This window comes from Veillonella sp. CHU110, from assembly GCF_003992255.1.
In the GTDB taxonomy this organism is placed as follows: Bacteria; Bacillota; Negativicutes; order Veillonellales; family Veillonellaceae; genus F0422.
In genome coordinates, this window is the sequence record NZ_RQVA01000008.1 from 50,519 (window position 1) to 65,285 (window position 14,767).

General features: G+C 39.4%; 10 protein-coding genes. All 10 read left to right on the forward strand.

The window, feature by feature from the left end; genetic code table 11:
* Positions 1–54 precede the first annotated feature (54 nt).
* The 10 genes from purB to EO122_RS04785 all read left to right on the forward strand — a co-directional run bounded on the left by purB (position 55) and on the right by EO122_RS04785 (position 14,765).
* Complete coding sequence (gene purB / locus EO122_RS04740; RefSeq protein WP_127009602.1) at positions 55–1,350, forward strand: adenylosuccinate lyase; 1,296 nt, start codon at positions 55–57, stop codon at positions 1,348–1,350.
* A 213-nt stretch (positions 1,351–1,563) separates the two neighbouring features.
* Positions 1,564–2,862, forward strand: a complete 1,299-nt coding sequence (locus EO122_RS04745; RefSeq protein ID WP_127009639.1) for an adenylosuccinate synthase — start codon at positions 1,564–1,566, stop codon at positions 2,860–2,862.
* A gap of 578 nt (positions 2,863–3,440) precedes the next feature.
* Positions 3,441–5,621, forward strand: coding sequence for an ornithine decarboxylase SpeF (gene speF / locus EO122_RS04750; protein ID WP_127009603.1), 2,181 nt, complete (start codon positions 3,441–3,443; stop codon positions 5,619–5,621).
* A gap of 63 nt (positions 5,622–5,684) precedes the next feature.
* Positions 5,685–7,001 (forward strand): putrescine-ornithine antiporter, encoded by a 1,317-nt coding sequence (potE, locus tag EO122_RS04755; RefSeq protein ID WP_127009604.1) that lies wholly within the window; start codon positions 5,685–5,687, stop codon positions 6,999–7,001.
* A gap of 309 nt (positions 7,002–7,310) precedes the next feature.
* Positions 7,311–8,261 (forward strand): cation diffusion facilitator family transporter, encoded by a 951-nt coding sequence (locus tag EO122_RS04760; protein ID WP_127009605.1) that lies wholly within the window; start codon positions 7,311–7,313, stop codon positions 8,259–8,261.
* 33 nt (positions 8,262–8,294) lie between these two features.
* On the forward strand, positions 8,295–8,888 hold the full coding sequence (locus tag EO122_RS04765) for a DedA family protein (protein ID WP_127009606.1): 594 nt from the start codon (positions 8,295–8,297) through the stop codon (positions 8,886–8,888).
* A gap of 9 nt (positions 8,889–8,897) precedes the next feature.
* Positions 8,898–10,502, forward strand: a complete 1,605-nt coding sequence (locus EO122_RS04770; protein ID WP_127009607.1) for a glycosyltransferase family 39 protein — start codon at positions 8,898–8,900, stop codon at positions 10,500–10,502.
* 10 nt (positions 10,503–10,512) lie between these two features.
* Complete coding sequence (locus EO122_RS04775) at positions 10,513–11,211, forward strand: uracil-DNA glycosylase (protein WP_127009608.1); 699 nt, start codon at positions 10,513–10,515, stop codon at positions 11,209–11,211.
* A 570-nt stretch (positions 11,212–11,781) separates the two neighbouring features.
* Complete coding sequence (locus EO122_RS04780) at positions 11,782–13,707, forward strand: ribonuclease J (protein ID WP_127009609.1); 1,926 nt, start codon at positions 11,782–11,784, stop codon at positions 13,705–13,707.
* A 110-nt stretch (positions 13,708–13,817) separates the two neighbouring features.
* Positions 13,818–14,765 carry a YybS family protein gene (locus EO122_RS04785; RefSeq protein WP_164725964.1) on the forward strand — a complete coding sequence of 316 codons (948 nt, stop codon included), beginning with the start codon at positions 13,818–13,820 and terminating at the stop codon, positions 14,763–14,765.
* Positions 14,766–14,767: the final 2 nt, after the last annotated feature.

The following is a 14,767-nucleotide window of genomic DNA, read 5'->3' on the forward strand; positions in this document are numbered from 1 at the left end:
ACTTTTACAATGGATAGTAAAAAAACCATGAGGATTAGATAAAGGAGTGACAGTATGATTAATCGTTACACTCGTGAAGAGATGGGACATATTTGGAGTGAACGTAATGAGTTCGATACGATGTTATTAGTAGAAATATTGGCATCTGAGGCGCAAGCTGAGTTGGGAATTATCCCGAAGGAAGCGGCAGTAGCGATTCGTGAGAAAGGTGACTTTCAAGTAGAACGCATTCGTGAAATCGAACGTGAAACGAATCATGACATCATTTCCTTTGTCACTGCTGTCGGCGAATACGTAGGTCCTGAGTTTGCGAAATACATTCATCTTGGCTTAACGTCCACAGATGTAAAAGATACTGCCTTAGGATACATGATGAAACAAGCTTGTGACTTGTTGTTAAAAGGTTTACGTAATTTCCGCGAGGTCCTAGCTCGTCGTGCAGTAGAGTTCAAATATACGCCGATGATTGGCCGTACGCATGGTATTCATGGGGAGCCGATCACATTTGGTGTAAAATTGGTGAACTGGATGTCCGAAATTGATCGTGATATTGCTCGTTTAGAACAAGCTCGTCAATCTGTAGCAGTGGGTAAATTGTCTGGTGCTGTAGGCACCTATTCCAATATTGATCCATTTGTGGAACAATATGTGTGTGAAAAATTAGGGTTAGAACCTGTGAAAGTAGCGACACAAGTAGTATCTCGTGACCGTCATGCAGAATTATTGTCTATGATTGCTGTCATCGGTGGAACATTGGACCGTATTGCTTTGGAAATTCGTCATTTACAACGGACAGAAGTGCGTGAAGCGGAAGAATATTTCAGCCCGAAACAAAAGGGGTCTTCTGCGATGCCTCACAAACGCAATCCTATCACTTGTGAAAGAATCTGTGGCTTAGCACGAATCTTGCGTGGTCATGCACAAGCGGCCTTTGAAGATCAAGCCTTATGGCATGAGCGAGATATTTCTCATAGCTCTGTAGAACGGGTGATTTTACCAGATGCAACGATTACATTGGATTACATGATTCATTTAGCCACACGTACGATAGATAAATTATTGGTATATCCTGAAAATATGATGAAAAACTTGAACTTAACAGGTGGCCTTGTATTTAGCCAAACGATTTTAACGCATTTGGTGGACAAAGGGGCTGTTCGTGATGAAGCCTATCGTTGGGTGCAACGTCATGCTATGGCTCGTTGGTTAGAAGGCAAAGACTTTGCTACAGGATTAAAATCTGATCCAGAAATTGCTAAGTATTTAAGCGCAGAAGAAATCGATGCTTGTTTTGATCCAACACCATTGTTGCGTCATGTTGATACGATTATGGCTCGATTTGGACTATAATAATAGAATCAGGAGGGTAGATAGAATGTCATATGTCATCTTATCTACCCTAATACTTTCAATATATGCTATAATAGATTGTAAATAGCTTTATGTAAGATGCCTATTTGCGAGTACTAAATGATAACTAGAAGAACTTTCAGAGTGGTTGCTTTCACAAAGAAGGATAACCAGCAACATGAAGTGTTCAAAGATGTAATGGAGGCAATTCATATGGGAACCAATGTAGCAACAAGTATGGTAATTGGCACACAATGGGGCGACGAAGGGAAAGGTAAAATCGTTGATTATTTATCTGAACGCGCTGATGTAGTGGTACGTAGCCAAGGTGGTAATAATGCAGGTCATACTGTGGTAGTAGATGGCAAATCTTTCGCGTTGCGTCTATTGCCTAGCGGTATTTTGTATGATGATAAAATGAATATCATTGGCACTGGTGTCGTTGTGGACCCTAAAGTATTGTTAGAAGAGATTGCAAACCTTGAAAAAGAAGGTAAAAGTGCGAAATCCTTATATATTTCTGATCGTGCCCACGTGATTTTGCCATATCACAACCGCTTAGATGAAGCGGAAGAATCTGTGAAAGGCGATGCTAAAATTGGTACTACCAAAAATGGTATCGGTCCATGTTATGCAGATAAAGTAAATCGTATCGGTATCCGGATTTGCGACTTAATGGATCCAGCTGTATTCGAGAAAAAACTTAAATTCAACGTAGAATTGAAAAATAAAATGTTAACTTCAGTCTATGGCTTTGAGCCAGTTAACTTTGAAAAAATCTTAAAAGACTACTTATGTTATGCGGAACAATTGCGTCCATTTGTAAAAGATACAAACTTTGCTGTGATTGATGCTATCCAAAGTGGTAAAAAAGTATTGTTCGAAGGGGCACAAGCAACAATGCTTGACCTTGATCATGGTACCTATCCATTCGTAACAAGCTCTCATCCAGTGGCTGGTGGTGCATCTGTGGGCGCTGGTGTAGGCCCTAACTACTTAAAAAATATCTTTGGTGTAGTAAAAGCGTACTCCACTCGTGTGGGTGAAGGCCCGTTCCCATCTGAATTATTGGATGAAACTGGTGAATACCTTCGTCAAACAGGCCATGAGTTTGGTACTGTAACAGGTCGTTCCCGTCGTTGCGGTTGGTTAGATTTGGCAGTTGTATCCTATGGTGCTGCATTAAATAGCTTAGATTATTTAGCGATTACTCGTCTTGATATTCTAGATGGATTAGATGAAGTGAAAATCTGTGTAGGCTATACTCGCAATGGTGAAGCAGTGCAAGGATTCCCTGCTAGCTTGGACGTATTAGCAGAATGTGAACCAGTATACGAAACATTCCCAGGTTGGAAAACAGATATTTCTGGTATCCGTAACTACGAAGAATTACCAGAAGCAGCACGTCGCTATGTAGAACGTATCGCAGAAGTGACAGGTGTAAAAATCGGTATCGTGTCTGTAGGGCCTGGCCGTGATCAAACCATTGACTTAGTCAATGTATTTGCATAATATATAAAATGAAAGAGACTCTGTATAGGGTCTCTTTTTTGTAATTTTATAGAAAGTAGAGAGCTAGCATGCTAAAAATGGGGGTTTCCTATGCGAAAAGTGCAAGAATAAAAATATGATAATGGTTTAACTAGTGTGATCAACAATATATTAATAAAATAGGAATAAAAACTCATTAAATCTATTCTGAGTGGACAATTAGTTAATAAACATACAAGAAATACAACCTATAACGAGAAAAGATATCAATAATAAAGGTATAAAGATTTAAAGATAGGAATGTTGTCTTGAATCAATGAAAATTAATAGATTTGTATAAGAAACGTTGATATAAGTGTATTTGTTAAGATGAAATAGAGAAAATAATATTCTATAGGATATACTATCTTAGCCATTTAATGAGATGAAATATAACTAATTGCTATAATAAAAATAGTTAATTAAGGTTGAATTAAATTGGCGTTAGGTGTAAGATGAATATGAAATAGCTACTGTATATTTATATATCTATAGCTACCATGTCGACAATGGTTTTCAATAATTATGTCTATTCATAGTATGCAATAGGAGGCTTTATTATGAATCATTTACACATTGCGTTCTCTCACGATGCGCTACAAGACTTTGAAGATTGCATTACTCGTTTTGCAGTGACTTTAGATCAAACAGATTTTTCTGATGTAGCAGCGATTGTGATTACAGATGCAGATCATGAAGAAGTGTTGAGCAACCCATTGATTGAAGCGCTTCGCATTCCTGTATTCTTAATCAAAAAAGATGCGAACTCTACTGTAAAACCAGAATTTGTAGGTAAAATTACTCGCGTTATCGATGGTAACGAAGTAAACTACGAATTATATGTAAAACAAATTGAAGCAGCAGCTAAAAAATACGAAGAAGAAATGTTACCTCCATTCTTCCGTGCTTTAGCTGATTATGTAGAAGATGGCAACTCTCAATTTGACTGCCCAGGTCATCAAGGTGGCCAATTCTTCGCCCGTCACCCAGCAGGTCGTGCATTCTATGATTTCTACGGTGAAAACTTATTCCGTAGTGACTTATGTAATGCGGACGTTAAATTAGGTGACTTGTTGATTCATGAAGGTCCAGCATGTGACGCACAACAACATGCAGCACAAGTATATAATGCAGACAAAACATACTTCGTATTGAACGGTACATCTTCTGCGAATAAAATGGTATTGAATGCATTATTAGCTCCTGGGGATATCATTTTATACGATCGTAATAATCATAAATCTATTTCCCATGGTGCGTTAGTACAAGCTGGTGCGACTCCTGTATATTTAGAAACAGCTCGTAACCCATTCGGTTCTATCGGCGGTATCTTGGAACATTGCTTCAATGAAGAATATATCCGTAAATTAATCGCAGAACAAGATCCTGAAAAAGCAAAAGCTGAACGCCCTATTCGTTTAGCAGTTATCCAATTAGGTACATACGATGGTACTATCTACAATGCTCGTCAAGTAGTAGATAAAATCGGTCACCTTTGCGATTACATCTTGTTTGACTCCGCATGGGTTGGTTATGAACAATTTATCCCAATGATGAAAGATTGCAGCCCATTGTTATTAGAACTTGGCCCTAACGATCCTGGTATCTTGGTAACTCAATCTGTTCATAAACAACAAGCTGGTTTCTCTCAAACTTCTCAAGTACATAAAAAAGACTCCCATATTAAAGGTCAAGATCGCTATGTAAACCATAAACGTTTGAATAACGCATTTATGATGCATGCATCTACATCTCCATTCTATCCACTATTTGCATCCCTTGACATCAATGCTAAAATCCATGAAGGGGAAGCAGGTAAATTATTGTGGAAAGATTGCGTAGAAACAGTTATTGATGCTCGTAAAGCAGTTCTTAAAAACTGTAAATATCTTCGTCCATTAGTACCACCAGTTGTAAATGGTAAAAAATGGGAAGACGGTGACACTGCGGCAATGGCTCAAGATGTTAAATGCTTCGCATTCGAGCCAGGTGCAAAATGGCATTCCTTCGAAGGCTATGGTGCAGGTCAATACTTCATTGATCCATGTAAATTCCAATTGATTACACCAGGTATCAACGTAGAAACTGGTGAGTATGAAGACTTCGGTATCCATGCTAATATCTTGGCTAACTACTTACGTGAACATGGTATCATCCCAGAAAAATGTGACTTGAACACAATTTTATTCTTGATGACTCCAGCAGAATCCAAAACAAAAATGGATGATTTGGTAGCACAATTAGTTCGCTTCGAACAATTAATTGAACAAGATGCACCAATGCAAGATGTATTGCCATCGATTTACTACAATAACATCGATAAATACAAAGGCTATACAATCCGCCGTCTATGCCAAGAAATGCATGACTTCTACAAAGATCGCAATGTAAGCGAACTTCAAAAGAAATTATTCTTGCATGAATACTTACCTGAATATGTAAAAACTCCTCAAGAAGCAAACTTTGACTTCGTACGTGGACAAGGTGAACTTGTTCCATTGACAGAAGCTGTTGGTCGCATGGCATTGGAAGGCGCTCTTCCATACCCTCCAGGAGTACTTTGCGTACAACCAGGTGAAAGATGGTCTGAAACTGCTAGAGATTACTTCTTAGCATTAGAAGAAGGTATCAATAAATTACCAGGCTTCGCTCCTGAAATCCAAGGTGTATACATTACAACTCAAGAAGACGGAACTAAAAAAGCCTTCGGTTATGTATTGAAAAAAGAATTTGATAAATAGTTATTAATAATGAGGTAAAGCTAGGAGCTTGCTCCTAGCTGAGCCTTCCTGAGTGAGGTGCCTATGAGCAGCACAAGCGAAAATAAAATGAGTGTATTACAGCTTACGATTTTGACAGCTGTAAACATGATGGGATCCGGTATTATCATGCTTCCAACTAAGTTGGCGCAAGTAGGATCTTTGTCAATTGTATCCTGGTTAATTACAGCCGTAGGTTCTATGGCTCTTGCCTATGCCTTTGCAAAAGCAGGTATGTATAGCAAAAAAGGCGGCGGTATGGGTGGCTATTCCGAATATTCCTTCGGTAAAGCTGGTAACTTTATGGCAAACTATACCTATGGGGTATCCCTTTTAATTGCGAACGTAGCTATTGCGATTTCTGCGGTAGGTTATGGCGCAACATTCTTAGATGCGAACTTATCTCCATTTACAACAGCCATGTGGACAATTGCTACATTATGGTTAGCAACAGTTCTTAACTTTGGTGGTGCTAGTATCACTGGTCGTGTATCTAGCTTTACTGTATGGGGCGTTATCGGTCCTGTATTCGTTATCTCCACTGCAGGTTGGTATTTCTTCTCCGGTCACTTATACATGGAAAACTGGAACGTAAATAACTTACCATTTAGTGAAGCAGCAACTAACTCTATTGCTATGACATTGTGGGCATTCTTAGGTTTGGAATCTGCAGCAGCTAACTCTGATGCGGTTGATAATCCTGAAAAGAACGTGCCAATTGCCGTACTTGGTGGTACATTAGGGGCAGCCATTATCTATGTATTGTCTACTAACATTATGTTTGGTCTTGTACCAGCAGATGCTTTATTACATAGCTCTGCTCCATTCGGTTTAGCATTTGCTACAATGTTCACTCCAACAGTAGGTAAAATTGTTATGGGCTTAATGGTTATGTCTTGTTTCGGTTCCCTTCTTGGATGGCAGTTTACAATTGCAAACGTATTCAAACAATCTGCTGATGAAGGCTTATTCCCTAAATTATTCAGCAAAGTTACATCTAAAGCGGCTCCAGTGGTTGGTATGGTTACAATCACAATCATTCAATCCTTGTTAGCGTTGATGACAATGTCTGAATCCTTGAATGAACAATTCGAAGTATTAGTTAACCTTGCGGTAGTAACTAATATTATCCCTTACTTATTGTCCATGGCAGCTATCATCGTGATCTTGAAGTCTGCTGGACGTGCAGGTGGCGAATTAAGCGGTACTACATTTATCGCGTTCATTGGTTCCTTGTATAGCTTATATGCTTTATATGCATCTGGTTTAGAAGCAATGACTTATGGTTCTATCGTAACATTCGTAGGCTGGACATTATACGGATTTATCTCTGATAAATTTGATCTAGAAAAACAATCTTAATTTGTTGTATGACGTCTAGATAGGGGCCGCATATCATAAAACATGTAGTTATGTTACGTGATGAAGTGGATCAATATAGACTTGAAGCATCCATAAGATAGTTAGAAATGGTGTATCATACTTGTGTGATACACCATTTTTTTATATACTTGTATATAAGTGTATGTAACTATTTCATAGCGTGTAGACCCGATATCATGCCTATAGGCTATAAAATAGTTGGTTTTGAACGTACATGGACTTCTTAGTTGTATTCATGTATAGGTGAAGCGTCTTTGTGAGGCACCTAAAAAGGAGATATAAAAGTATATGATGATTCAAGATAAACATGCAGTAGAGCAGAGGCTGTTGCTTCAATCTGCTATATTGATGTCATTTGTTGCTATTGGTGGCACCATGATGGGTGTATTTAGTGGTTCTAGTGCTATTTTGCTAGATGGGGTTGTGTCGTTCATCGCTGTTATTATCAAAGTGATGATGATCATTACGTCACGTCTTGTTTCTAATGAAACGAGTAAGCGCTTTCAGTTTGGATATTGGCAGTTTGAGCCATTAGTATTGATTGCAGAGGGTAGTTTTACATTACTAATCGTAAGCTATGCTTTCTTGTCTGGTTTGACAGATTTATTAGGTGGAGGCCGTGCTGTTCATGTAGGACCAGCCATTATTTATGCAACGGTATTTACTATTGCTGATACGGCGTATTATTTATATGTACATCAACAAAATAAAAAGCTACAGTCCAATCTTGTGAAGTTTGATAATATTAGTTGGTCTATCGATGCTATGTTAGAAGCTGGTATTTTAGTGAGCTTCCTGGTAGCTTTTGGATTAGAGAGATTCGGCTATGCTGAATGGGCAGTCTATGTTGACCCGATTGTATTGATTATTTTGTCCTTACAAATGATGCCATCAGCATTGAAGATTATTATTCCATCTGTCAAACAAATTATGGGGGTTGCTCCTTTAAAACTTCATAATCGGATTCAATTCATTATGGATTCTTTCATGCAAAAATATAAATTTAAAGATTATGTATCAAGCGTACAAGCCTATGGTAATGTAAAGATGATTGAAATTGATATTTTGATTCCGAAAAACTTTGCTAAACAAACAATTGTCGAACTTGATGAAATACGAAATGAAATTGATTTAGCCATCGGTGGTGACCCAAATGAAAAATGGGTAACCATTACGTTTACATCTACCAAAAAATGGATGGCAAAAGATTATTTATTAGATGAAGATGATGATGAATAATGAGGTAGAGTCCATATAAACAAGGAGAGTACAGTGGATTATTTATTGAATTTTATGGAAACATATGGATACCTTGCCATGTTTGTGACAATGGTATTAGAGAATGCGAATATTCCCATTCCAAGTGAAATTATTTTGGGCTTTGCAGGATATCTTGTATTCCAAGGTGTATTTGATTTAAATACAGCTATTATCGTAGGGGTTATTGCTGGTATTGTAGGGTCTATTCTGTCTTATTGGCTGGGAGAATATGGTGGTCGTCCTGTATTAATGAAATATGGGAAATATATTTTATTTAATGAAGATAAGTTTGGGGCTGCAGAGAAATTGTTCAATCGATACGGTGGAGCAGCAGTCTTTATTGGCCGATTACTGCCAGGTGTACGTACATTCATTTCTTTCCCTGCAGGTGTGGCAAGATACCCAATGACGCCATTTATTATTTGGACAACCTTAGGAACTATCCCGTGGACGATTTTGTTGGTTTGGTTGGGAATGAAACTAGGAGAACATTGGAAAGATGTGATTGAATATAACCATGAGCTACTATTGGTCATGATAGCAGTCTTTGTGGTGCTGGCTGTTTTCTATGGTGTTAAGCTATGGAAGAAACGAAAACAAAAATAGGAGGAACCTATGAAACTACATCGACTTACCTATATAGTATGGATATGTTTTATAGGTATATATGTGCTAGGCAATCACTTGTTGCCAGTTACTGACCCAGTGGAATCAAACTATGCATTGACTGCTAAGGAAATGGTACTGTCTGGTAATTGGCTATCACCACAAATTTATGGTCACTTTTGGTATGATAAACCCATCATGATTTATTGGCTATTAGCACTTTCTTATTCTGTATTTGGCTTTACAGATTTTGCATCGAGGTTTCCATCGGCCCTATTTGGAGCGTTGTCAGTGGCCTTTTTATATCAAGGTGTACGGACTATATCGGGACGTAAGTTATTAGCATTAGGCGCAGCTTGTATAATGGGAACTTCCCTCATATTTTGGGTGATGGCACATGGTATCGTAACAGATATGGTACTATTGTTTGCCACAGTGGGTATTTTTTACTATGCGTATCGAGGGTTTATGACCCATAATTCATGGCACATGGCCGCAGCCTATGTGTTTTCTGGGATAGCAGTACTCACTAAAGGACCTGTAGGGTTAGTGTTGCCAGGCATCTTATTCTTAGTATATGCAGGTATACGCCGTTCATGGACGACGGTAAAAGCTCTATTTCCTTGGCAGGGGATAGTAGCCTTTATCCTCGTTGTTTTACCGTGGTATGGCTATATGTATAGTGCACATGGCATGGATTTCATCAATGGATTCTTGGGCTTACATAATGTGACGAGAGCGACCCAATCGGAACATCCAGAAGTGAATCATTGGTGGTATTACTTACCGATATTCTTAGGTGGGTCTTTACCTTGGACGGGGGCTATTCTATACGGCATGTATCAGGGATGGAAAAAGAAGCCATCTTTTTATATCTATTCTATGATCTTGGGTTGGGGAACGATCCTGTTTTATACAGTGATGGCTACGAAATATCCGACCTATGCCTTTATATCTGTAATACCTTTTAGCTTTATTGGCTCATGGGGATTGATTAAAATGATGCGAAGTGATGCATCACGTCACCTATGGTGGTGGCTATTAGGACCGACCTTTGTCCTTTGGTGGGCTTTGGGGATCGGATCCTTTTATGCACCGTGGGGATTTTGGTGGATATTGCGTGCTTTAGTAGTAGGCTTTACGTTATTTTTATTGGGGTGCTATTGGTACCGAAAGCGTATTATGATTCCTATCACTGTTGGGGTAGGAACCCTTGCTATCTTAGGGATTGTGCTGATGGAAGCATTAGTGCCATTTCTAGCAATACGGTCTTCTGTGACATATCATCAACATATTGCATCCTATCAAGGCGCTATGTATTACTATGGTGATTATGCAACATCGATTCCGTACTATCTTGATAAAACGCCAGTTCGCGTCTATGGAGATGACGAGGATGCATCGTCTAAGGAATCACGTAGTGATAAGTGGAAAGGTAAAGATGTGATGCCTCAAATGCCACGGTCAGAATTCTATCGCCGTGTGAAAGCTGGAGAAGATTTGCTGATCATTACGAATATGAATGATGCAAATACACTGAAAGCCTCGGAAGTAGGCGAACTGTTGCACCGACAAGATGTAACGGATAAAGTAGCTATTTTGCGAACTAAGTAAAGGAATTACTATGTCAGTAGAACGGTTTATGAAACGATTGCAAGCTTTTTCAGCGCCGCAAGTATTTAATCCTTGGAAAGACTATGATGAGCGATATGATATACATAAGCGATCGAGTTTGATTCGGCGCCGTCAATTATCGGCCTATTTGGAAGAACGCATTGGAAAAGCTAAAATGCTGATTATAGCGGAAGCAGTAGGCTATCAAGGCGGGCGCTTTACGGGGATTGCTATGACTTGTGAAAGAATGCTCTTAGGATTTCATCCGACAGTGTCTCCATCTATGGTATTTTCAGCAGTAGAACCGACGCGAACGAGCAATGGAAGTAGTGCATGTATAACGAAGCAAACGCAACGAGAGAAAGGGTTTAATGAACCTACCGATTCTGTGGTCTGGAATGCTATGTTAGATGCCAATATTAATCCCTATGAAGTTGTGCTATGGAATATCTTTCCGTTTCACCCTTATAAGGTGGATGATGGATTGACGAATCGAACGCCTACCAAAGAAGAATTAGATCAAGGATGGACATATACATCAGAGTTGATGAAGCTATTTCCGGATGCCCAGATTCTGGGGGTGGGACAAAAATCGAGCCAAACCTTGCAAGACTATGGTGTGAACGTACAAGTTACGTTGCGCCACCCCGCTAATGGAGGGGCAGGTTTATATAAACAACAATTTAAAGAGTTTTGCGAAACATTGTAGATATAAATCTGTATCATTTATAAAAATAGAAGAAAAATCCGCATTACTGCTAACAACAAATCTGTGTTAATGTTTTTAGTAAGTAATGCGGATTTTTTTGATGGTTGTTGTATTGCGAAACCGTAACATAGTGATTTCGAATCGACCACATTTACTTTCATAGTTGTTGTTTTAGCGAGTCGAGGTAAGCGACGGAAGGAATGCGTAAAGTGCAACGTTGAATTGCAAATTTTTGGGGCTGAATTGTAAGGGCCTTAGTTGATTAGAAAAGATAGAGTATAGTATAATTAAAGTAATTATTTTGATCGGCTTATGAACCCACCGGGTTCCACCAGAACTCACAGTGCCTAAGCATATATGGTAGGTATATGTTTAGCTGTGTAGAAAAATGTGACATAGATAGTGAGAAAAGTTTCTCACAGTGTTTTGCTATACCAATACAGACAGGAATAGATATCTATTTGTGCTTACATGCCGATACATGCTCAACCATCGGTGGATGGGATTATATAGTCATGGACTATGGTAGTATGTATAGACAGTACAACTATAGTCCCGTAGGAGGAAATTTTGAATATACAAGAAGAAAGAACGACTTTGACTGCGACAGCAGGAGAAGGCACACAACAACGTCAACGTCCAACCACTCGTACACGACGTACAACAGGACAAAATCGTCGTGTCACTGTGAAAGCAGAAGGTGATAGAGAACGAGCTCCGCGCCAACGAGTGCAAGGTGAAGGTGCGGAACGTCGTCAAGGGAATCGTGGACCTCGCCGACCACAACGAACGAATACAAGTGTGGAAAAGCAAGAACAGACACCACGTACTCATGTGCGCAAAGATAAATTACAAATTATTCCATTAGGTGGTCTAGGTGAGATTGGTAAAAACATGACCATCTTCCAATATGGTGATGATATCGTTGTGTTAGATGCGGGCTTGGCATTCCCTGAGAATGATATGCTCGGCGTTGACATCGTAATTCCTGATATGACGTACTTAATCGAAAATAAAGATAAAGTGCGCGCTGTTGTGATTACACATGGTCACGAAGATCATATCGGATCCTTGGCGTATTTATTAAAAGAAATCAATGTGCCTGTATATGCTACGAACTTAGTATGCGGCTTGATTGAAGGTAAATTAAAAGAACATCATGTAAAGGCAAAAAAATTACAAATCGTAAAAGCTGGAGACGAATTTAAAATTGGATGCTTTAAGGTTGGCTTTATCCAAACGAACCATTCCATTCCAGATGCGTGCGCAATTTTCTTAGAAACACCAGTAGGTACAGTTGTACATACAGGTGACTTCAAAGTGGACCAAACGCCGGTAGATGGTAAATTGATGGACGTTCATAAATTTGCTGAATTGGGGAATAAAGGCGTATTGGCATTAATGTCTGATTCTACTAACGTAGAAAAACCTGGATTTACACCATCTGAAAGTTCCGTAGGACCAGCGATCATGCGTGCTGTAGCAGAAGCTACAGGTCGTGTTATCCTAGCTACATTTGCATCTAACGTATCTCGTTTACAACAAGCTATTGATGCAGCGGTAGCCACAAAACGTAAAGTAGTGGTGTTAGGCCGTTCCATGGTAAATGTGACAGAAATCGCTCAAGAGCGTGGGTACTTGACTGTGCCAGAAGGTACTATCATCGGTGATGATGAAATGAATCGTTATCGTGCTGATGAAATCATGATCTTAACGACAGGATCCCAAGGTGAGCCAATGGCTGGCTTATCTCGTATGTCTACAAACAACCACCGCACCGTAGAGATTACCCCTAATGATACAGTGATTATTTCTGCGACACCGATTCCAGGTAATGAAGCGGCAGTAGGTCGTACGATCGATAACTTGTTGCGCCAAGGCGCTCATGTAGTATATGGTAAGGATCGTGGCATCCACGTATCTGGCCATGGTAGCCAAGAAGATTTAAAAACTATGCTAAATCTAGTGCGTCCTAAATTCTTTATCCCTGTCCATGGTGAATATCGGATGTTGAAAAAACATGGTGAACTTGCAGTATCTATGGGCATCGTAAAACCTAGCAATGTATTAGTTGGCGATAACGGTCAAATCTTCGAGTTCACTACACGTACAGGTCGATTGGCAGGTCGTGTGCCAGCGGGTAAAGTCTTTGTTGATGGATTAGGCGTAGGTGATGTAGGTAATATCGTTATCCGCGATCGTCAACAATTGGCACAAGAAGGTATGGTTGTAGTTGTTATGGCAATGGACCGTGCATCTGGTACTATCGTAGCAGGACCTGATATGTTATCTCGTGGCTTTGTGTATGTACGAGATGCAGAAGAATTGTTAAGCGAAGCACAACGTCGTGTGGATGCAGCTGTAGAAAAATGTGAAATGGATCATATCAAAGATTGGACTACGATTAAAACAGTAGTACGCGATACATTAGGCAAATTCTTCTATGAAAAAACACGTCGTCGTCCAATGATTTTACCAATCATTCAAGACGTATAAAGAATATGATATAATAGGCATATGACAGCAGTCATATGTCTATTTATTTAGTGATTGAACGGCAGACCTGCAAAGACATGCGGTGGCCGAGATACTATGGAGTAATCAATATGAATCAAACAAGTAGTCGATCGATTGTAGAATCAGGCTTATTAACGGCCTTGATGATTATCTTTGCTATGATTGGTCTGAGTGTCCCTATGTTAGGGTTCTTTGGATCGATCTTAGTGCCTATGACAATTGCGATTGTAGGCGTACGACATGGACTTCGATGGAGTGTGCTATCTGTGGTAGCTGCAGTCATCGTGATTGCCTTTTTATTAGGCCCATTAACGGCACTGATTGAAGGAGGAGTCTTTGGTGTTATCGGCATCTTGATTGGATATGGATTGCGCCAAAAGTGGTCGATTTCAAAGCTTCTTTTGTTACCGGCCATTGTGTTGATGATATCTGTGGCGTTTCAATTCTGGGTGTCTGCATGGATGGTACATATGGACCCTGTACAGATGTGGACATCCTTAGAGCAAGAAATAGAAACAAGTATGCGTGAAGTCTATGTACAGCAAGGTCTCGGTGAAGATCAAGTCAGCCTAGTTATGACAACACTGCAACAGCAAATCGATATTATGAAAAAAGTACTAGTAGCAGGCCTATTCTGTTCTGGCATTGCTATTTCTTATATTATTAACCGATTAACGTATATGGTAGTGAATCGAATTGGTACCTATGATGTACCAGAGATGCCAACGATACAAGGATGGCGTATCCCAGATTGGGCATTGCATCTATTTTTGGTAGGTCTGATTTCTTATTTTGTAAAACAATATGTACCAGGTCTTGAATATATAGGCTATAATTTGATGTATTTAGGTGGTATAATGCTATTTATAAGAGGTTTGTCTTGTGCATGGCGTATTACAAAGACCTATAACCCACCTAAATTCGTACAATGGTTAGTTCTCATTGTATTATTGTTCATGTCTCAATCTGCAGCTATCTTTGGGGCCATAGATGTATTCATGAATCTAGAAAACCGGTGGAAAAAACGAAATGAGTAATA